Here is a 20,587-nt window from a genome sequence, read left to right as displayed (position 1 = left end):
ATTGATCCGCTTATCGCAGAAGCAACACGGGGAAGCCAGCGATGACGACCCTGGTGACCGACGCTTTTCACACAACTGTGTCGAACGTGCCATGCTGACCGACGTTAAAACGCCATGTCGTCATGGCATAAAAGAATGAAATTTTAGGAAGAAAAAATGGCGCACCCGAAGAGATTCGAACTCCCTTTAGGAACGGCAATAACCCGAGAAAAGATAGCTTTTGCTTCCCGCCACGTCAGTTCTGTGTATCAACGATGTGTAGTATCGTCAATGGCATCGTAAATAGGAAAAGACGATGCAGCAACACCGTCCTCCAGACTTGAATTGAAAAAGCTCAACCCGCAATATTGCAGGCAACAGGCCCCCTAAGTGTGAACCCAAGGCAAAATCTCAACGTCATTCCTACGGCGAGAAAATCGACCTCATCCGGTGGCACGTCTGAAAATGAGAAGAATGCGTTGAAACCAAACCGCTCACAACTTACGAAGCCATAATCTTCACCGAGCGTAACAATCGAACCTGTGAAATACTCCCTTGCTCCTTCTCGATCTCGCAAGACCCCTCTAACAGAAGTTTTTTCACTATAGGAAGCGTGAGATTGCGAAAGGCTATCGAACAACACCTTCGCTTCTGGGTAGCTACCGGAAATAGAAAGTTGACGGGCATACCAAAACTGAGCTTGTCGATTACGATCTCCCGGCGTGAATGAACGTCGAAGATGAAATAACAGGGTGTCCGAGGAGACCGTTGGAGCATCGGGAGATTCCTCCATTAGCGTAAGGGCGTAATCGTAGTGAAGGTCGAGACTCCCCGGGTTGTAGCCTAAACACTCGCGGAGAATGTCAGCCGCCTCGCTGTACGCCTCTTTGGCGCGTTTGATTCTGCTCAATCTTTTCGCAATTAGAGTGCTTCGGGGATTTGCTTTAAAGGCGTTGTCGAAAGCCTTTTCCGCTCGCGATGCTTGAGACAAAATTTTCGACAGAGTTCCTTCTTCCGCAAGAAGCATGGCTTCGTTGGGAAAATTCTGCAGTCCTTTTTTCAACACCGCTTCTGCTTGAGCGATGGCATCTCCGAGATGTATGGTAGCGGCCTCGCTTTGCTCTTTCTCTAGCAAGACGAGGGCATCCTGCACGGCATCGATTGCAGCCTTTAAGAGTGTGTGGTGTGGGTACGGACTTGACCCCTTACCTAAGAGCTTGGATGCTTGGTCCTCTGCACTCTTACGCCACGCTAGTCTTTCTGCGGGTTCAGCGGCCATTCGAGAGCGGCGCAAGTCTAACTCAGCGAGGGTGTGCTTGATTGACTTGTTATATGGTTCTTTCGCTTCCGCTTCGAGCAGAAGATCTTCTGCTACGGTAAACTGACCAATGTGACCCGCCTGATGCATTTCGAACAGGCCCCTTTGGTGTAGGATTACCGCTCTGCGACCTACGGACGTTTCCGCTACATCGTAGATTTGCCGAATTTTTGCAGGGTTTTGAAGCGTGTTCTCCAATGCATCTGCTCTTATTATTTTTGCAAGTACCTCCAAGTCGTATGAGAAATTTGGATTCAATTTACCAACCACTCTGATGAAATTATCGAAGCGACTGTCCTCTGTCTTTAGGATTCCATGATAAACCTCGTCTGCGATATGCGAGTGCCGTGCTTCGTAAACGTAATCACCCGATCGCTTGTCTTCTCGAAGTATTACTATCTGTTCTAAAGGTTTAAGAAACTTTCCGGCAAAATCTTCGAAGTCAATATCGTGTATTCTCGAAATTAATCCGGCGCGTACGGGGGTTCCGAACCTATGAAGCGAGCAAATGTCTAAGTATAAAAGCCTACTTTGTGGAGACGCTATGCCGTGATACTCCTGGACAAGAATCTCTTGCAGAGGCGCGCCATGGGTAGCTTCAAGAAGAGCAACAAGTATCTGCCTACCAAATTTGTGTTCAAGTTCATGGGCCCTTTTGTCCTCAGGAAGATTGATCAAATTGCCTAGGGAGTTGTGTTGTTCGAGTTTATTTATAAGTAAGCTTATCGCCTTTTGGGAGAGGTAAGTCATTTCATAGGCCGACTGAACAAGTGGTTCCAGTTCTTCACAATGACTATTCCACATGCTGAACGTTTCTGTAGCTACTATTACTAAGTGAGCTTTCAGCCGGTTCGCCCGTGCTACGAGTTCTACTATTTTCAAGCGATGGCTGCTTATGCTGTCGACAAACAGGAAAACTGGCAGATTAGTCAGCGTAAAAATTTCGTCAAAGCGCTCGACATCGATCAGATGTCTTCTGCCTACAAAAAAGCAGACTTTTCCTTCTCTTTTGGTAGCCTCGAAGCATATGCGTCTCAGGGCCACGGTCTTCCCTGACCCAGCATGTCCCTTGATTAATACAATTGGCTGTGAAGATCGCTTTACAGAAGAAATGATTTCGGCTTTTAAGATTTGGTCGACCAAAGGTAGCTGGACATCAAGGTCCGCAGCAATTGGCCCCCAACCTAGATCGAAACCACTGTAGAAACTCTTAGGGTCAACACTCGGAGCATCTAATTCGGGCGGAACATGTTCGATCAAAGTGCTAAGGTATCGCTGGAGAGATTCACTTTCTCGCTTGACAGGGTCTGTGACGAAGCGGCGAAAGCTCGTTCCGGAGGATTCTGTTAAAGTTCCCAATTTTCTTAGTTCATAAGGAATACTGACATCTAGAGTTTTGAGAAGATTCTCGAAGGTGGAGTCGATTGCGATGACTCTCCGCTCCCTCCAATAGTCGGCCTCGAGTTCAAGGACGCCCTTGTTAACTATGTAGTGCCTAGGACGATTATCGCCTTCTGCGATTATATCCTCAAGGAGGCCACGTAAGTTGCTATCGTCGAAACTGTACCCGGCAAATATTATAGTTTTTGATTTCGCCCACTCAAGGAAAGTACCGAATTGTCCTAACCTGCCATCATTGTAACGAATATACTGTTCGGTACTTGCTATCATAGGTGGTTTCGTTTCGGAATGCCTACTGATACATCCGTGTAACTTGACATAAAGAATTCCGTCTGTGCCCACACGGTCCGTCGCGCCGTCTCCGTCCTTGGTATTAACTTCTACCCGCTTGATGGCTTTGGGTTCCTGTTCGTATGCCTTCTCGATCACCTGATCGTAATTCGTGCCAAGAAGTCCCGCCCAAGGAAACGTGGCAATCAGTCGATGAAACTCTGCTGGCTGCAATGGGTCAAATAGGTCAAAGAGTATCTTTTGTACGGTACGGACGTCTCTCTGATTACAGCAGAGGTCATACACTCTTTTGAGGTTCAAACCCTTATACTGTGGCGGCAAAAGACGCTCAGCTAGGATGTCCGCAAGGCCTTGGCCATCAGGAACGTTCCCACTTTCGAAGCCTGTAGCCCCTCTTGAAGCTCCAGAACCCATGAACAAAGCGGCTCGTCCCTCCCTAACCGCAGAAATCAATTCGTCTGGAATAGTTTTTGTCATGTTCCCCCGCCCCATAATCTAATAACTTATGACTCTGATTTCGCTTATTATTTATTAGCATCATCGAATCAGCGTAGGCGGTCATTCAACCACAAGCTCAGCCAGCCAAAAAGATATCGATCAAGAGTTTTATTCAGTGGGTCTAAAAAAAGCAGACGTCCCCCCAAGTACACGGACTTGACTTTCATCCCTATTTATTAGTTGCAAATCGGTAGACAGTAGATCGAGCTACTCCAAAGCTTTTCGCAACCTCCACCGGCTTGCGGCCATCGGCTAACGCGGCCCTTATTTTGTCACCGTCAACGGTCACCGGACGGCCCTTATATCGACCCTCCTCTTTCGCCTTCGCGATACCCTCAAGTTGCCGCTCTTTCCTGAGGTCAGTCTCGAACTCGGCAATGGCACCCAGCATGTTGAACATGAGGCGTCCAGTGGGTGTCGTGGTGTCGATGTTTTGCTCCGTGGCGATAAGGTCCACGCCCTTTGCCTGTAGCTCCTGAGAGATCGCGTGTAGATCAGGCACAGAACGCGCTAGGCGGTCTAGACGAGTCACAACTATGGCATCGCCCTTACGTGCGAACCGGATGGCCTCAGCAAGCTTTGTGCGGCCTTCGCGAGTGGTCCCGCTGGCTTTATCGATGAATACCTCTTCGACACCGTGGCGGGTCAAGATATCCACCTGAGCGGTTTCGTTCTGGCCGGTGGAGGATACGCGAGCATAGCCGATTTTCATGAGACACCTTTTTGTCCGATAAGGTCTAAGATTAAATCGAAATAGTGTCTCATAATTTGAAAGTCAATCCATATCGGACATAATTCAATTCGTTTAGATCGTCCGATGTGGGTATACCTTATGGGACACAGCCATTATCTAGGCAGTATGAGCCGTTGAGCCAATTCCTTGCCAGCCTTGGTGAGACGTATCTCAGGCGACTTAGAGCCTGCTATACCACTCCGCTGCTGTATAAGGTCCAGCCCCGGCTTCCCATGTCGATCAAACTTACCGAGAGCGTGAATGTTTCGCGACACGGAAGACTGACTAAGGCCGGTAATCTCTGCAAGATCGCATTGGCGAACACCCGGCTTCATGGCCACTGCCAGAAAGACAGAGACCATCTGTATGGGCATATTAGCCCGAAACTCCCTCAACACCTCTATACGCCTGCTCAGGGTTTGCAGCCCATGCGCTCGCTCGGTTGGCTTCCGTCTCTCAATCAGCAGTTCCATATGGCATGCAGCGTCTCTTCCTGAGTGCGTCTGATGACTTTCTCGTGGGCATCATTGATGACAGCCGTGAGGATGTTAAGAATGGTCATGGTGGCTTCGGCGGACATTTGGATTTCCTGATTGATGGTGTTGGGAGCGCACGACAGATGACGTGATCTATGGTGGGTGGTAATCGACCGCCGCGCTTTTTCAGGCGCTATCCAAGGCACCCAGCGCATGGCCGAACGATTGATTTCGGAATAGCTGTTCTCTGCGGTCAACGCATCGAGCGCACAACGTAGGATGCTATGGGCTTCCTCAACATAAAAGCTCTTGGGGCGGCTCTGCTTTTTCCGAGGACCTTCTAGCAAGAGCTTTGCAGCCGGGTTATGTGCCACAAGTTTCCCGCCCTGCGCGGTCATCCCATAGGCATAGACGGTGCTAATCGCAGCCCTGTACGCTTTTATGAATGTGTCATGCGAAACCGTACCCGCTTCGATAAGCTCACTGTGCCATCTAACGATATCCGCATCAGTCAAGCGGTCAGCGTCATCGTGACCGAGATAAGTCACAAGCTGCGTTATGATGCCGGTGTAGCGGGTCACCGTCTGCGGCTTTGGTTGCTTCAGACGTCCCGACCATGTGGAAAGGAGGCCGGTGATTTTGGTCTTTCCGCTTTCATCGACCTTAGATTGAGCATCGCCCATGTCGAACGTAGGAAACCGAGAGCCCGTTGTATCAGGGCTGAAATCGCCTTTGGCACGTTTTTCCAAAAGGTTCGCAATGTCCGAGGCCGCACGGTCGAATTCTTGTAGGAGGCGCTCGTAGGTGTCCTGAGTGACCGAGAGATGATGTTGGGCAAGCGCACCGTCAACCCACGAACCCAATCGGCTGCGGAGGTCTGGCAGAGGTTTGATCATCAACCCATAGCGCTCTGACCGCTGTAACGCACGGTCGTTAGTCTCCCACTGGCGGCGGCGCTCGGCCCACTCTCCTGCTTCCTTCGGGTCGTCTTCGAGGGCCTTGCGGATGGTATGGTACATTTCACCGGCTAGGCCAACGATTTGCCGCAGTGTAAGGGTCACCGGGCCTTTTTCGAAGCTCAACCAAACGCGGTCAAACTCCGCTTGCACCTCCGGGGCCAACCTCTTCGCGTCTGCTGGTAGCTTGGTCCTGAGCGATACCTTGATATCGTCCCCAATGGTCGGGCAGGAAACATATCCGTCAATGGTGACCGTGACCGCCTTCCCCTTCGCGAGTGATTTGAGTCGGGCAGGTACGCGCTGCCGATACCAATAAACGCCGGTCGCAGGATGTTTATATGGGGAGGGCATAGAAAGGACCATGTGTGCTACCTTTGTGTATCAAAAGCAGCAGGAAACTAATCAGCAAAATCAGATTATTGTTGTCCATCAAAGAGATGGAATGGCGCACCCGAAGAGATTCGAACTCCTGACCCCCAGATTCGTAGTCTGGTGCTCTATCCAGCTGAGCTACGGGTGCGTGCCGCAGAAACATGTTCCGTTGGCGTGGCGATCCTCTAAAACGTCCTCAGTTTGAATGCAAGCGATTTCGCTGAGAAATTGTCATTTTCCTGCAATGAATTTTCCAGGCCGTTGAATTAACTCGTTTTTTGACCCGGTCAAAACAGAGGCGCATATTTAAGCGATGCTTATGCGCCGTTTTGTTGACGAGGCTCGGTGGCTGGCCGGTCGGCGATTTCGATGCGGAATTGCGTTCCCTGGCCGGACTTTTCCACTAGCGCAATCGTGCCCTTGTGGGAAAGGACCAGTTCACGGGCGATGACGAGACCGAGCCCGGTGCCGCCAGAGCGAGCGGAGCCTTTGAAGGCAGAGAACAGATTTTCTCTGGCCCTCTGCGGCATGCCCGGTCCGTTATCGTCAATGACGACACTGACAACGTCTGCATTGCGCTGAGCGGCGATCGTCAGCCGTTTATGGGCATAGTCATCGCCGGTCGCCTGCTGCAGCGCCTGCACGGCGTTTCGACAGAGATTGTAGAGGACTCTGAACAGTTGTTCCGCGTCGGCGTCGATGCGCAAATCTGTTGGAACGGTATCTATGAATTCTATGCCGCTCGCGGGATCGATAGCGAGGACATCCTTTACGTCCTGTACCAGTTCATCCAGTTCGATCAGGCGTCGTTTCGGTGCACCCTCGGTTGCTTGCCCGTAGGCAAGAACCTCGCTGGTATAGCCGACAGCGCGGTCTATCGTACGAAGCAGTTTTGGCGCGAAACTGCGCACCATCGGGTCTTCGACGTCTACAAGGCGGTCGGACATCAACTGAGCGGATGACAGGATGTTGCGCATATCGTGGTTGATCTTGGAAACGGCGAGGCCCAGATCGGCAAGGTTTTTCTGCTGCTTCAATGTTTTTTGCAGTTGCGTCTGCATATCGGCCAGATGTCGACCGGCCACGGCCAGTTCATCGCTGCCGTCTTCCGGCTTGAACACACGCGAGGGGTCATCCGGTTGCTCGGAAAATCCCCGCATGCCAAGGGTCAGGCGGCGGATGGGGCGGATGAGGATGCGGTTGATCGACACGAAAATCAGGCTGGCCGTGATCAATGACAGCGCCACTGAAATCAAGAGGACGTTGCCCGCATAGGCGATCATCGCCGCGCGTAGCTTATGCTCGCCGATGACGATCTCGATGATCATATTGCTGTCGTCGATGACATCGAACACGCGGATGACTCGGTTGCCGCCGAATAGAAGAACGGAAAACGCATCGCGCACCGCCGCGAGTTGGGACACGTCCGACAGGTCATATTGTTCATCGACGCTGGGTGGCACTTCCGTGGCGGCAAGAAGCGTGGACGTCCCGTCCTTTTTAAGAGCGATGAGCTTTGCGCCCGTCGCCAGCAGCGTGTCGTTCTGAACGGTTCTGGGCAGTTCGGTCTGCAAGCCATCGATGACGATGCCAGCTGCCGCTGCCGTGTTCAGCCGGTCACGCAGCCATGACAGGCGCATATTGGCGACGGACGGCACGAAAATCAGGACTTCGGCGATCATCACGAAAATGACTGTCAGCAACAGCAGCCGACCGGACAGGCCTTGTGTCAAGCCGGGCGCTTCGCTGTGCGCGTCCGCATCCTGACGGTCTGTCCTGTTTATGACGGTCGAAAACACCGGGCCGGTTCCTGTCGATGCGAGGGCCTTTGATTTCATATCGGTGCAAAGCCGCAATTCCAAGCGATATTAGGGTTTTCCGCTCGATTTTCAAATGCTGTGCACATGGGTCGGCTTAACGAGCAACCCAGCCGAGGACATCGGCAGGGTTGGTTTCAGTTAGGCGCTGTCATGATCCGTGACTGCGCTCCGACGGTGAAAACTAGCCGTGCTTCGCCAGTCCAGCCAATGTTTTTACAAGGCCCTGCGTCGAGCTGTCATGACCTTCAGCGCTTTCCTTGCCTTCCACGACAGGCAGCAGGCCGGTTGCCAGTTCCTTGCCCAGTTCCACGCCCCATTGGTCGAAGGAGTTGATGCGGAACAGAACGCCTTCTACAAAGACACGATGTTCGTAAAGGGCGATCAGGCGGCCCAGCGCGAACGGCGTCAGCGTGTCGTAGACGAAGGTGATCGACGAGCGGTTACCGGTGAAGACGCGGTGAGGGGCGATGAAGTCGGCCTTTTTGTCCTCCATGCCCTTGGATGTCAGCTGTTCTTTCGCTTCCGCCAATGTGCGGCCCTTCATCAAGGCTTCCGATTGCGCGAGGCAATTGGCGATCAGCAACTGATGTTGGTGGCGCAATTCCGGCTCGAAACCGTTGGCGGCAATCATGAACTCTGCAGGGATGACGCTCGTGCCCTGATGGATCAGCTGGTAAAAGGCATGCTGACCGTTGGTGCCGGGCTCGCCCCACACGACCGGGCCGGACTGACCTTCGACAGGTGTGCCATCGATGGTGACGCCCTTGCCGTTCGATTCCATATCCAGCTGTTGCAGATAGGCCGGGAAGCGCGAAAGTCGCTGATCGTAGGGGAGAATGGCGCGGGTCGAATAATCCAGTACGTTGCGGTGATAAAAGCCGATGAGGCCGAGCAGCATGGGCAGGTTCTGGCGAACCGGTGCCTGGCGGAAATGCGTATCCATGGCGTGAGCGCCATCCAGGAACTTGCCAAAATTGTCGGGGCCTATGGCCAGCATCAGTGGCAGGCCGATGGCCGACCAGATGGAGTAACGTCCACCCACCCAATCCCAGAAACCGAAAACGCGCTCGCTGTCGATACCGAAGCTTGCAACCTTGTCGAGAGCGGTGGAAACGGCACAGAAATGGTGCTTGACGGCGTCTTCACCGAGCTTGTCGGCAATGAATTTACGCGCCGTTGCGGCATTCGTCATGGTTTCAATGGTGGTGAAGGTCTTGGATGCGATGATGAAAAGCGTGGTTTCCGCATCGACCAGCTTCAACGTATCGGCAATGTGGGCGCCATCGATGTTGGAAACGAAGTGCGCACGCGGACCGTCATGAAAGGGAGCCAGCGCCAGCGTTGCCATGACGGGGCCAAGATCGGAGCCGCCAATGCCAATATTGACGATGTCGGTGATCTTTTTGCCCGTCGCACCCTTAAGCGCGCCGGAGCGAATGGCATCGGAAAACTTGCCCATGGCGGTAAGTACGCCATTGACGTCAGGCATGACATCCTTGCCATCGACCATGACAGGCGTGTTGGAGCGGTTGCGCAGCGCCGTATGCAGCACGGCACGTCCTTCGGTAAAGTTGATCTCCTTGCCGGAGAACATCTCCTCGCGCTTCGTTTCGACGCCGCCCTCGATGGCCAGCTTTTCGAGAAGCGCAAGCACCTCTTCATTTACCGCGCATTTGGAATAATCCATCACCAGATCGTCGAAGCGGGCGCTGAAACGCTCGAAACGGTTATCGTCGGCGGCAAAAGCGGCGCGAAGGTCGGTGGCAGCGGTCCTCGCTGCCGTGGATTTCAGGTTTTCGACGATGGCCTGCATGGAATGCTCCTCATGCTCCGGGAAAGGATGAGGAAACTATTCTTTTTCATCAGGCTAAATCAAGGCGCGTTCGTCAAAGCGATTGAATTATCGCAAATTACACCAATCAGTTAGTCGGCTTTCGAAGCTCACGGCGCAGGATCTTACCGACATTGGTCTTGGGCAATTCCGCGATGAACTCGATATGCTTGGGGCGCTTGTAGTTCGTGAGGCTTATGGCACAGAAGGCTTTCAGATCTTCGGCGGTCAGTGCGGGGTCTTTTTTCACCACGTAAAGCTTTACCGCTTCGCCGGAATGCTCATCTGCTACGCCAACGGCCGCACATTCCTGCACACCGGGGTGGCCAGCCGCCACTTCTTCGATTTCGTTGGGGTAGACGTTGAAGCCCGATACCAGGATCATGTCCTTCTTCCGGTCCACGATCTTGGTATAACCGGCTTCATCCATGAGCCCCATATCGCCGGATCGGAAGAAGCCGTCTGGCGTCATCACCTTGGCGGTTTCGTCGGGGCGCTGCCAGTAACCCGGCATGACCTGCGGTCCGCGAATACAAATTTCGCCGACTTCACCGAGGGGTAGGCTGTTGCCGTCATCGTCACGAATTTCGATGTCGGTCGAGGGCACGGGCAAGCCGATGGTGCCGCTGAAATCGCTCCGGCCCAGAGGGTTCACCGTGGCGACGGGCGAGGTTTCCGAAAGACCATAACCCTCGCAAATGTGTGTGCCTGTCACCGATGCCCAACGCTCTGCAACGGGGCGCTGCACGGACATGCCGCCGCCCATGACCAGAACCAGGGAGGAGAGGTCCAGTTTGCGAAAATCCTCATTGTTCAACAGCGCGTTGAACAGAGTGTTGATGGCGGGGAAAACATGCGGCGTGTAGCCGGACAGTTCTTTGACGAAGCCCGGAATATCACGCGGGTTTGCGATAAGCAGATTGTGGCCTCCAAGCGCGATGCCCATCAGCGAATTCACAGTCAACGCGAAGATATGGTACAGCGGTAGCGCGCAAACGAAATTGAGCACTTCCGGCCGTTTTTTGTTCAGGAAGGCGGCGTCCATCCAGAGCGAGATTTGCTGCTTGTTGGCCAGGAGGTTGGCGTGGGTCAGAATCGCACCTTTGGAAATGCCTGTCGTGCCGCCGGTGTATTGCAGAAAGGCTATATCTTCCCGGCCGATCTGCATCGGCTTCAGTTGGAGATCACGGGATTGCTTGAGCACGTCCTTGAAGCTGACGGCCTGCGGCAGTGAGTATGCCGGAACCATCTTTTTGACCTTGCGCACCACAAGGTTGACGATGTGACCCTTCAGTCCAAGCAGATCGCCCATCGTGGCGACCACCACGTGCTTGACATCTGTATGCGGCAGGGTCTGCTGAACCACATTTGCAAAATTTTCCAGCACGAACAGCGCCTTGGCACCGGAATCCTTGAGCTGATGCGCAAGCTCTCGCGGTGTGTAGAGCGGGTTGACGTTGACCACCGTCAGCCCTGCCCGAAGGATGGCATAGGTCGCAACCGGGTTTTGCAGAATGTTCGGCATCATGACCGCAACGCGGTCACCTTTTACCAGTCCGATCTGTTGAAGCCAAGCGCCTACCTTGCGTGTCTGCTCCTCAAGCTGGCGATAGGTCAGCGACTTGCCCATGCTGGAGAAGGCTTTGCGATCCGCGTAAAGCGAGCAGCTTTTTTCCAGAAGCTCTGCGAGGGAGGAGTAACCGAGATCGGGAAGCTCCGCAGGGACACCCTGCGGGTAGGATGCAAGCCATGGTCGCTGCACGCGCGTTTCCTCACGGCCCAAATTCATGTCGCTCATTGTATCCTCCCATGCCGGCATTTGCACAACTCTGCAATCCTATCTGCCAGCTCCTCAGCCAAACAGTCATGCATTTACGAATTTTGCAATCGTAGATGAAGCCTCCAAAACCACCTACTCACATCAGCGTATTTAACTTTGACGTAAACGTCAACTATCGCGATTCAAATCTCGCATCGTCGCTTATCCGCGCGGATTGCCGCCAAAAAGATTGGCTTTTGACTTTAATCCTGAATTGAGCAATCAACAAACCGCACCAAAAAAATATGGAAATGACAATGTCTGGTATCGCCGCACTACAGCTGAACTCGATCGGAAAGCGCTTCGGTGACGTGGACGTGCTGACGGATATCCAGCTGACGGTCATGCCTGGTGAAATCATATGTCTGGTCGGTCGTTCCGGCTGTGGCAAATCCACGCTGCTGCGGATCATCGCGGGTGTCGAAACGCCGGATGCCGGTGCTGTCATGATGAATGGTCGCGAAATCGCAGGGCCGACGACTTTCATGGAGCCGGAAAAGCGACGCATTGGTTTCGTGTTTCAGGATTACGCGCTGTTTCCGCATCTGACGGTCGAGCAAAACGTACTGTTCGGTCTGAAAGGATTGCCGAGAGCCGAGGCGAAAGCACGGGTGGCAGACATGATCCAGCATGTGCGTCTGGCGGAACTTGCAACTCGCTATCCGCACACGCTTTCGGGCGGAGAGCAGCAGCGCGTGGCACTGGCGCGGGCGCTGGCGCCCAAACCGGACATTCTTCTGATGGATGAGCCCTTCTCCAATCTGGATCGCGGCCTTCGCGACAGTGTGCGCGAGGAAACGCTGCACCTGCTGAGAGGCTTGAAAACCACTGCCATCATGGTGACGCATGACCCGGAAGAAGCGCTCTCGGCGGGTGACCGCGTGGTTCTCATGCAAAATGGTCGTGTCGTGCAGAGCGGCACTGGCTATGACGTGCACGACAACCCCGTCAGTCGTTATGCGGCAGATTTTTTCTGTGCCTTCAACAAGGTCGAAGGTACGGTTAAAAACGGACATCTGGAAACACCGATCGGCACGTTTCCGCACGAAGGCGATCTTCGTGAAGGGTCGAGGGCTTTGGCTTATATCCGCCCCAGTGCGATAACGCTTTGCGAGGCTGACTCAGGTGCTCATATCGCCGGACGCATTACGAGCAGGATGTTCATGGGCGAGATTGAACAGGTTTCTGTCAGTGTTGTAGGTCTTGCACAGGACCTGCGCGTTCGCAGCATGCGGCGCAGCTCTGCAGACATGCAGGACGTACGCCTTTTGGTCGCTCCTGATCGTGTTCTGATATTTACCCTTGATTGAATATTAGAATTTTCTGCTTAAAAATGGCCCATTGTTCAACTCAAAGTGAGGCCTTTGCTCTAAAAACTAAGTCAGTATAACTTGATTTGTTGCGTCATGTATGATCATGCATCCGGATATTGTTTTCACGTTACCGGGGGATAGACATGACAATATCGACCTTTACCAAAATCGCACTTTTTTCCAGCACTGCGGCATTTGCCGCTGGCGCTGCAAATGCCGCAGAACTGAGCATCTACACAACGCGCGAACCTGCGCTGATCCAGCCCCTGCTCGAAGCTTTCACCAAGGAAAGCGGCGTCAAGGTCAACACCGTGTTCCTGAAGGACGGTCTGGCTGAACGCGTTCTGAGCGAAGGCGCAAGCTCGCCTGCTGATGTCTTGATGACAGTGGATGCTGGCAATCTGGTCGATCTGGCTGAAAAGGGTGTCACGCAGCCCATCGAATCCGAAGTTTTGACCAAGGCTATTCCAGCCAGCCTTCGTGATGCCAAGGGCAACTGGTTTGCTCTGTCCATGCGCGCGCGCGTTCTCTACGCTGCGAAGGACGTGGACGTTTCTTCGTTCAATTACGAGGATCTCGCTGACGCCAAGTGGAAGGGCAAGGTCTGCATTCGCGCTGGCCAGCATCCCTACAACACGGCTCTTTTTGCCGATTACATCGCCCACCATGGCGCTGAGGCAACCGAAAAGTGGTTGGCAGGCGTGAAGGATAATCTGGCGCGCAAGGCTGGCGGTGGCGACCGTGATGTTGCCAAGGACATCCTCGGCGGCATTTGCGATATCGGTATCGCGAACTCCTATTATGTCGGCCTGATGCGTTCCGGCAAGGGTGGCGAAGATCAGGTCAAATGGGGTGAGGCAATCAAGGTCGTTCTGCCGACCTTCAAGGATGGCGGCACGCAGGTGAACGTCTCCGGCGCGGCCGTCGCCAAGAACGCACCTAACAAGGCCGAAGCGGTAAAGCTTCTCGAATATCTGGTTTCCGATGAAGCGCAGAAGATTTATGCCGAAGCCAACTATGAATACCCCGTCAAGCAGGGCGCTGGCCTTGACAAGATCGTGGCATCTTTTGGTGATCTGAAAATCGACAGCAAGCCGCTGACGGAAATCGTTTCCCATCGCAAGGAAGCAAGCCAACTGGTCGATAAAGTCGGCTTCGACAACTAAGGACGCTTGCCTGTGAGGATACGGTTCCTCACATTCCGTCACCTCCGCTCGAAGTCGGAATGATGGAGCAGGACGTTTCCTGCCAAGTGGCTTACGCCATCTCAGGCACCCGTTTTCGAGCGGGTGCCTTGACTGTTTCCAGAGCCCCGTATTGTCAATCGGTCAAAACCTCAAGATCAGCATGGTATCCAGCATCGCTACCGCAACTCTTCTAAAACCAAGGCTGCGGATCAACCCGGCATTCTGGTGGCTGGTGGCATCCTGCGTGGTTGCGCTGCTGGCCATGTTGCCGGTTCTGGCGTTGCTGTCGCAGGCGGTTCAAGGGTCTGAAGGGTTGTGGGCGCATTTGCGTGACACTGTTCTGGCCTCGGCCCTTCCTGAAACATTGATTTTGTTGCTTGGCGTCGGTCTGCTGGCAGGCATCCTCGGTACGACGAGCGCATGGCTGGTCAGCGCTTATGATTTTCATGGTCGCAGGCTTTTGGAATGGGCGTTGCTGCTTCCGCTGGCCATGCCGACCTACATCGTCGCTTACGCCTATCTCGATATTCTGCATCCTCTGGGTCCGGTGCAGGGGGCGGTGCGCTTTGCCCTCGGCTACTCCAGCCCCCGCGAATTTCGTCTGCCAGATATCCGCTCAATGACAGGCTGCATCATTCTGCTCGGCTTCGTGCTTTACCCTTACGTCTATATCCCTGTCAGGGCCATGTTTCTGACGCAGGCAGGAAGTCTGCTGGATGCCGCGCGCATGCTTGGAACTTCGAGACACGGGCTTTTTGTAAAGGTCGCAGTACCGCTTGCCAGGCCTGCTATCGCTGTGGGTGTGAGCCTGGCGTTGATGGAGGCGCTGAACGATATCGGTGCCTCGGAGTTTCTGGGCGTCCGCACGCTGACGGTCTCCATCTATACCACCTGGGTCACGAAATCGGATTTGCCGGGGGCATCGCAGATTGCCCTGTGCATGCTACTTCTGGTCGTCGCACTTGTTGCGATGGAGCGATGGGCGCGCCGCAGGCAACGCTATTCCACGTCAGCCCAGAAAAGTTCAGTTATGGTCCCGCTTCGGATGCGTGGGTGGCGCGGGGAGCTGGCGTTCGGGCTTGGGGTCGTTCCAATCCTGATTGGTTTTGTCGCACCTGCCATCTATCTGGTTGTTGAGGCTTGGAAACGATTTCAGTTCAGCGGACTGTCATCGCGCTTTGCAGGTGAAGCCCTCAACACGATTACCTTTGCCGGAATTGCCACGCTTGCCACCGTTGGCGCTGGGTTGGTCGTCGCTTACGCCCTACGCCTTTTGCCGGGCAAGGCTTCACTATGGTCGTTTCGTCTGGCGACGATGGGGTATGCTGCACCGGGAACGGTCATCGCTATCGGCGTGTTGATCGTGCTGGGTGGTTTCGACCGGTTTCTCGACCAGACGATGCAGCAATGGTTCGGTCTGTCGACGGGCCTGTTGCTGATCGGCAGTGGATCGGCCTTGGTCTTTGCCTATGTGGCGCGCTTCCTCACCATTGCGGGCGGTGGCATCGATGCTGGTTTAAGCCGTATCCCGCTCTCCTTCGATCAGGCATCCCGCACGCTAGGTCGCACACCGACGGAGACATTTCGCGCCGTCCACCTGCCGTTGTCAAAGGCGACAATGGCCGCCGCGGCGCTGCTGGTTTTCGTGGATTGTGTTAAGGAGCTACCCGCAACGCTGCTGCTGCGCCCGATGAATTTTGAAACTTTCGCCACCCATCTTTATGGAGAGGCGGCACGCGGAACCTATGAAGAAGCTTCCCTCGCAGCACTTGCTATCGTGCTGATTGGCGTATTGCCTGTGGTGGTTCTTGCCCGTGTGGGGCGTATCAGGGCATAGGCGCGGACAGATTTTATCGGAACGATTTTTTGACCTCTGGGTTTACTAACCACAACCAATAAAAACCCAAGGAGGAATTATCCGATGGTACATCATGCACCCCAGGCTGGCCAGGACCCTTATGTCAAGGATACCCCAAGCTTCATTGCAAGTGATAAGGTTGAGGGCACCAGTGTGTACGGCGCCGATAGCAAAAAGATTGGCTCCGTCCAGCGCATCATTCTCGAAAAGCGCGGCGGCCGCGTTGCCTACGCAGTTCTAAGCTTCGGCGGTTTCTTGGGAATCGGTGACGATTACTACCCACTACCATGGGAAAAACTGCACTATGACGAAGAACTGGACGGTTACCGCATCGACCTGACGAAAGAGCAGATCGAAAATGGCCCGAAATATGCCAACCGCGACGATGACAGCTTGTTTGGAAACGACGACCGGAAAATCTACGATTATTACGGTGTCCCGCCATATTGGATGTAAGAGATAATGCAAGATGGCCCCTTTTGGGGCCATCATTGCGTTTGGTGACGCGCACTGGGGTTGTAGATAGTGTTCTCGACAAGACGCTGACATACCACAACAAACGGCCCCGTATGGGGCCATTCTCTACACTCAATATCTAAATCGTTTTGGATTTAATGTGGCTTTTGACGCCGTGCTTCCGACACCGCATCCTCGAAGCACTTGCGCGCCTCTTCGGGTGACTTACGTCCGTCAAGTGCTGCGCGGCATGCGCTGCGAGCACGGACGAAGTTAAGCCCGCGCGTATGCGGCCAGTCTTCGGTCAACAATGCCAAGGCATCGAAAGGCCCGGCAATGACGTTCTTGTTCGTCGTGTCGAAATTCACTTCGACTGGCTCTGTCCATCTTGTCAGTTTCATCGGACGCCTCCCTAACAGCCCACGTCAACGTTCTAAACATCGACATGGTTCCCGTTAGGGAGGATATTTCACTTTCGTAAAATTACAACGTTAAAGTTGTTATTAGCGGAAGCCGAAGAAAGAGAGAATGGCCAGGACGATAACGACGAGGCCAACAATGTAGATAATCTGGTTCATGGGAATATTCTCCGCGTTACGCGCTCGAGCTTACCGAGAAATTGTCTCGGTAGAGCGCAATGCTTTGATAAAAGACACTCACCGTAACGTGAGTATCTTTCCGAAGTTCCATGAACCTTCTATTTTTCGTTGTGCACGAGCATATTGCGTGCTCCGGGCGGTGCCAGATACTGCCGTCAAGATGCTTTCAACTGAAACTGCACGACATCGATTGTACCCTCCCGAAAACCCGCAGCGCAGTAGTGCAGATAATATTGCCACATCCTGCGGAAGCGCTCGTCGAAGCCAAGTGGCTCTATGCGCTGCCAGTTGTTGATAAAGGCGCGGTCCCACAGCATCAGCGTGCGATCATAGTCTTTTCCAAAGCGCAGCATGTCTGGAACCGTGAAGCCCTCGACGGCCGCCGCCTTGCGAAACGCGGTGACGGTTGGCAGCATTCCGCCAGGGAAAATGTATGTCTGGATGAAGTCGGCGTTGCGACGATAATCTTCGAAACGCGTTTCATCGATGGTGATGACCTGCACCATGGCATCACCGCCGGGGGCGAGCAATTCACGCACACGGCGGAAGTATGTCGGCCAGTTTTCCTCACCCACGGCCTCGAACATTTCGATCGAGACGATCTTGGAGTAGGGACCCGCGCAATCGCGGTAGTCCTCGAGACGAATGTCGGTTCGATCTGTCATGCCGGCGTTGGACAGGCGCGCCTTGGCGAAGTCCGCCTGTTCGCGCGAAAGCGTGAGGCCCGTCACGCGGCAACCCGTCTTACGCACGGCATATTCGGCAAAGCCGCCCCAGCCACAGCCGATTTCAAGCACGTGATCGTCAGGACCGATCTTCAACTGCTCTACGATACGGTCATATTTGGCATTTTGCGCATCTGCGAGGCTCTGACCCGGCGTCTCGAAAAGAGCCGAGGAGTAGGTCATCGTTTCGTCCAGCCAAGCCGAGTAAAAATTGTTTCCCAGATCGTAATGAAAGGAAATGTTGCGGCGGCTGCCGGATTTCGAATTGCGCCGCAGGCGGTGGCGAAGATAGGCGAATGCGGAAAATAGCTTGGATGGCTCCGACACCGACGACCAGTTCTTCTCATTGGCGATGGCGACTTCAAGAAGCGCCGCGATATCGGGAGTATCCCAGTCGCCATCGATATAGGCCTGTGCAAAACCGAGGCTTCCGCCCATCAACAACCGGCGCACGACGCGGCCACGGTTGAGCGATATCACACCGTGCGCACCAGGCTCCTGTCCCTTGACGACGTATTCGTAGCCACCCGGAAAAATGACGGTCAGGCGGCCCTGCGTGATGTTGTTTAGACGGCGGCAGATCATACGCTGCCAGAGAGGTGCATCTTTCATGGGAAACGGCGTCGTCTCCTGCTCAGCGTGGCTCATTTTTCAGGTCTCCCATGGTTCCACCGTTTTGCGCAGCTATCGAGCTGGCAACGCGGTTTTTCGCAGCCTTATGGCGATAAATTGGGTTGCCTTTTGCCCACAGCAAAAGTGCTTCCCAGTGAATGGCGCCCATGATTTTGAGCGTCATCAGCGGGTAAGATAAAAGTGCGCGCATGAGTGCGCCGCTGGTCAAGGGACGGCGCTCTCCGGCAAAGGAAGCAAACAGCAAATCGCCCTGTTGATCGCGCTCGTTGATGGCGACCAGAACCTTTTCGGAAGGTGGCAGAATGCGGAAATCATAGGTGCATTCCATCGGGACGAAGGGTGAAACATACATCTCTTTCGCGCAGGAATGACGGATCGTATTGTCTAAGCTCTGACCAGTCGGAATGATGTAGGTATGGCGCTCGTGAAAGGTGTTTCTGACCTCGTAGAGAATGGCCACCAAGCGGTCGCCATCATGGCAGAAATAGACGGTCAGCGGGTTGAAGACGTAGCCGAAAATGCGCGGGTAACAGAGCATATCAACACGCAAACCACCCTTGGGGACCTCGATATCCGCGTCTGACAGGTGCTTTGATACCCAGTCTTTCAAGCCACCCTTTTCGCCAACCCCGTGATCGGTATCGTGAAAGCTGAATAGCGCCCTGCGGTTGTGGCCGAAAAATCGCAGACCCTTGTCCAGGAGCGGCAGTTCGTCCAGATCCAGCAGCAGCGAGAATACACGATAGCGCATCTTGTGGGCATGCGGACGGTGTCGCGCATGCACGACATGTCCGGCATAGATCGAGGAGCGGAAGGTCATGGAGCCAGCGCCTTTTCAGGGGCAAGGAAAATACGACCGGATTCCTGTTGAACGTTCCAAGGGCGCTTTATCCCGCCCAGCGCTTCCGCTACCGCGAGACCCGATTGCAAACCATCTTCGTGGAAACCGCTGCCGAAATGCGCGCCGCAGAACCACGTGTTTCGCCGACCCTGCAAGCTCCACAGTTGCTTTTGCGCGTCGAGTGCTTTGGTGTCGAACAGCGGGTGGGCATAATCGAAAGCGCGGATCAGCTTGGCCGGATCAATGGCGCGAGACGGATTGAGCGTGACGAACAACGGTGTCTTCTCGTCGATGTTCTGCAGCCGGTTCATCCAGTAGGTCACGCACAACTGTTCGGCGCCGGTCGAGTTCGGTTCGCTGAGGTAGTTCCAGCTTGACCAGACATTGTGGCGCTTCGGCATCAGGCTGGCGTCGGAATGCAGCACAGCAGCGTTGCGGGTATATTCAAAAGCACCCAGCAGCGAGCGCTCCTGCACATCAGCATCCGACAGCAAAGTCAAAGCCTGATCGGCATGGGTCGCGATGACAATATCGTCGAAGCCCGAAAGCTGACCTGAACGGTCCAGAACCTTCACGCCGTCTTCGCTGCGTTGCAGGCCCGCTATCTGGCTGTTCAGGACAACGGTACCTTTGAACTGCGACATCAGCCGCGAAACATATTCGCGACTTCCACCCTTGACCGTGCGCCATTGCGGGCGATCTGCCAATTGGACAAGACCGTGGTTGACGAAAAACCGGATGAAAGCCTGCAACGGATAGGCGCGCATGTCGGCTGCCGTCGTAGACCAGATTGCTGCACCCATCGGTAACAGATGGTCGTCAACGAAGCTCAGCGAATAGCCGTTCGCGTCGAGATATTCACCAAGGCTGATCGTCTGTAGCGAAGGATCGTCCAAAAGGTCGGGGGCTTTTTTGTAAAACCGCATGACATCACGCACCATGTGCCAGAAGCGCGGGCGAAGAAGGTTGGACCGTTGGCCAAAAAGACCATTGATGCTGGTGCCGGAATATTCCAGTTGCCCACCGCGCAGGGACGCGGCGAAGGACATGTCTGACGCGGAAGTCTCGACGCCGAGGTGATCCAGCAGCGCGACGAGGTTTGGATAATTGCGCTCGTTATAGACGATAAAGCCGGTATCGACGGCAATTGTTGCCTCGCCCGGCTGTTCCACGAACGCAGTGTTGGCATGGCCGCCAAGCCGGCCCTCTGCTTCAAACAGCGTGACATCTGCCGACTTGTCCAGCAGCCACGCCGCCGAGAGGCCGGAGATGCCCGAACCGATGACGGCAATCCGGCGTCTTGCAGGCTTGTTGCTGGCAACTGTCGTGAAATCCATAATGTCGGTTCCGCATTTATTATGTTAGTCAATACGAGCGGTGCGGGGCAGTGGATTGCTGATCTCGCATTTTTTTGTTCGCGGTGATCCGCTCATGAGCCGATGGCGTAATCCGTTTCATGACAATAAACGTTTCCATAG

At 54.2% G+C, this 20,587-nt stretch carries 14 protein-coding genes and 1 tRNA gene; 4 read left to right on the top strand and 11 right to left on the bottom strand.

What is annotated here, in order from left to right; genetic code table 11:
• Positions 1 to 334: 334 nt before the first annotated feature.
• From ATO67_RS12105 to ATO67_RS12070, 7 genes are all read right to left on the bottom strand, one after another.
• Positions 335 to 3,466: a P-loop NTPase gene (locus tag ATO67_RS12105; protein ID WP_158667353.1), complete on the bottom strand. Its 3,132-nt coding sequence runs from the start codon at positions 3,464 to 3,466 to the stop codon at positions 335 to 337.
• A gap of 190 nt (positions 3,467 to 3,656) precedes the next feature.
• Complete coding sequence (locus ATO67_RS12100) at positions 3,657 to 4,199, bottom strand: recombinase family protein (RefSeq protein WP_067648986.1); 543 nt, start codon at positions 4,197 to 4,199, stop codon at positions 3,657 to 3,659.
• 481 nt (positions 4,200 to 4,680) lie between these two features.
• The gene (locus ATO67_RS12090) at positions 4,681 to 6,006 is read right to left on the bottom strand and encodes a DUF6538 domain-containing protein (RefSeq protein WP_158667352.1); all 1,326 of its coding nucleotides are present in this window, start codon (positions 6,004 to 6,006) and stop codon (positions 4,681 to 4,683) included.
• A gap of 92 nt (positions 6,007 to 6,098) precedes the next feature.
• Positions 6,099 to 6,175 (bottom strand) — tRNA-Arg (locus ATO67_RS12085).
• Positions 6,176 to 6,344: 169 nt separating this feature from the next.
• Positions 6,345 to 7,709, bottom strand: coding sequence for a sensor histidine kinase (locus tag ATO67_RS12080; protein ID WP_245303971.1), 1,365 nt, complete (start codon positions 7,707 to 7,709; stop codon positions 6,345 to 6,347).
• 319 nt (positions 7,710 to 8,028) lie between these two features.
• Complete coding sequence (gene pgi / locus ATO67_RS12075) at positions 8,029 to 9,660, bottom strand: glucose-6-phosphate isomerase (protein WP_067648977.1); 1,632 nt, start codon at positions 9,658 to 9,660, stop codon at positions 8,029 to 8,031.
• 106 nt (positions 9,661 to 9,766) lie between these two features.
• Positions 9,767 to 11,476, bottom strand: a complete 1,710-nt coding sequence (locus tag ATO67_RS12070) for a long-chain fatty acid--CoA ligase (protein WP_067648973.1) — start codon at positions 11,474 to 11,476, stop codon at positions 9,767 to 9,769.
• 278 nt (positions 11,477 to 11,754) lie between these two features.
• On the opposite strand from ATO67_RS12070, the gene ATO67_RS12065 reads away from it, so the two are divergent.
• From ATO67_RS12065 to ATO67_RS12050, 4 genes are all read left to right on the top strand, one after another.
• Positions 11,755 to 12,807 carry an ABC transporter ATP-binding protein gene (locus tag ATO67_RS12065; RefSeq protein WP_067648970.1) on the top strand — a complete coding sequence of 351 codons (1,053 nt, stop codon included), beginning with the start codon at positions 11,755 to 11,757 and terminating at the stop codon, positions 12,805 to 12,807.
• 146 nt (positions 12,808 to 12,953) lie between these two features.
• Entirely contained in the window at positions 12,954 to 13,976 is a 1,023-nt protein-coding gene (locus ATO67_RS12060) for a Fe(3+) ABC transporter substrate-binding protein (protein WP_173645934.1), read from the top strand.
• A gap of 283 nt (positions 13,977 to 14,259) precedes the next feature.
• Complete coding sequence (locus ATO67_RS12055; RefSeq protein WP_067649105.1) at positions 14,260 to 15,834, top strand: ABC transporter permease; 1,575 nt, start codon at positions 14,260 to 14,262, stop codon at positions 15,832 to 15,834.
• Between the two features lie 84 nt (positions 15,835 to 15,918).
• Positions 15,919 to 16,311 (top strand): PRC-barrel domain-containing protein, encoded by a 393-nt coding sequence (locus ATO67_RS12050; protein ID WP_067648967.1) that lies wholly within the window; start codon positions 15,919 to 15,921, stop codon positions 16,309 to 16,311.
• 155 nt (positions 16,312 to 16,466) lie between these two features.
• Here the strand turns inward: ATO67_RS12050 and ATO67_RS12045 are convergent, their stop codons facing one another.
• The 4 genes from ATO67_RS12045 to ATO67_RS12030 form a co-directional block, all read right to left on the bottom strand.
• A complete protein-coding gene (locus ATO67_RS12045) occupies positions 16,467 to 16,712 on the bottom strand; it encodes a DUF982 domain-containing protein (protein WP_067648964.1) in 246 nt (81 codons plus the stop codon).
• Between the two features lie 353 nt (positions 16,713 to 17,065).
• Entirely contained in the window at positions 17,066 to 18,283 is a 1,218-nt protein-coding gene (locus ATO67_RS12040; RefSeq protein WP_067648961.1) for an SAM-dependent methyltransferase, read from the bottom strand.
• The gene (locus ATO67_RS12035; RefSeq protein WP_067648957.1) at positions 18,270 to 19,088 is read right to left on the bottom strand and encodes a DUF1365 domain-containing protein; all 819 of its coding nucleotides are present in this window, start codon (positions 19,086 to 19,088) and stop codon (positions 18,270 to 18,272) included. The genes ATO67_RS12040 and ATO67_RS12035 overlap by 14 nt, the downstream gene beginning before the upstream one ends.
• Positions 19,085 to 20,446, bottom strand: a complete 1,362-nt coding sequence (locus tag ATO67_RS12030) for an NAD(P)/FAD-dependent oxidoreductase (RefSeq protein ID WP_067648954.1) — start codon at positions 20,444 to 20,446, stop codon at positions 19,085 to 19,087. The genes ATO67_RS12035 and ATO67_RS12030 overlap by 4 nt, the downstream gene beginning before the upstream one ends.
• Between the last annotated feature and the right edge of the window lie 141 nt (positions 20,447 to 20,587).

Source organism: Agrobacterium bohemicum (genome assembly GCF_001562555.1).
GTDB classification, from domain to species: Bacteria; Pseudomonadota; Alphaproteobacteria; order Rhizobiales; family Rhizobiaceae; genus Agrobacterium; species Agrobacterium bohemicum.
The sequence above is the reverse complement of the archived record's forward strand: the minus strand, read 5'-3'. Positions and strand labels throughout refer to the sequence as shown.

Bases quoted from the DNA above. Each gene is read 5' to 3' on its own strand.
- ATO67_RS12105 (WP_158667353.1), bottom strand. From the start codon at position 3,466: ATGACAAAAACTATTCCAGACGAATTGATTTCTGCGGTTAGGGAGGGA.
- ATO67_RS12100 (WP_067648986.1), bottom strand. From the start codon at position 4,199: ATGAAAATCGGCTATGCTCGCGTATCCTCCACCGGCCAGAACGAAACC.
- ATO67_RS12090 (WP_158667352.1), bottom strand. From the start codon at position 6,006: ATGCCCTCCCCATATAAACATCCTGCGACCGGCGTTTATTGGTATCGG.
- ATO67_RS12080 (WP_245303971.1), bottom strand. From the start codon at position 7,709: ATGATCGCCGAAGTCCTGATTTTCGTGCCGTCCGTCGCCAATATGCGC.
- pgi (WP_067648977.1), bottom strand. From the start codon at position 9,660: ATGCAGGCCATCGTCGAAAACCTGAAATCCACGGCAGCGAGGACCGCT.
- ATO67_RS12070 (WP_067648973.1), bottom strand. From the start codon at position 11,476: ATGAGCGACATGAATTTGGGCCGTGAGGAAACGCGCGTGCAGCGACCA.
- ATO67_RS12065 (WP_067648970.1), top strand. From the start codon at position 11,755: ATGTCTGGTATCGCCGCACTACAGCTGAACTCGATCGGAAAGCGCTTC.
- ATO67_RS12060 (WP_173645934.1), top strand. From the start codon at position 12,954: ATGACAATATCGACCTTTACCAAAATCGCACTTTTTTCCAGCACTGCG.
- ATO67_RS12055 (WP_067649105.1), top strand. From the start codon at position 14,260: ATGTTGCCGGTTCTGGCGTTGCTGTCGCAGGCGGTTCAAGGGTCTGAA.
- ATO67_RS12050 (WP_067648967.1), top strand. From the start codon at position 15,919: ATGGTACATCATGCACCCCAGGCTGGCCAGGACCCTTATGTCAAGGAT.
- ATO67_RS12045 (WP_067648964.1), bottom strand. From the start codon at position 16,712: ATGAAACTGACAAGATGGACAGAGCCAGTCGAAGTGAATTTCGACACG.
- ATO67_RS12040 (WP_067648961.1), bottom strand. From the start codon at position 18,283: ATGAGCCACGCTGAGCAGGAGACGACGCCGTTTCCCATGAAAGATGCA.
- ATO67_RS12035 (WP_067648957.1), bottom strand. From the start codon at position 19,088: ATGACCTTCCGCTCCTCGATCTATGCCGGACATGTCGTGCATGCGCGA.
- ATO67_RS12030 (WP_067648954.1), bottom strand. From the start codon at position 20,446: ATGGATTTCACGACAGTTGCCAGCAACAAGCCTGCAAGACGCCGGATT.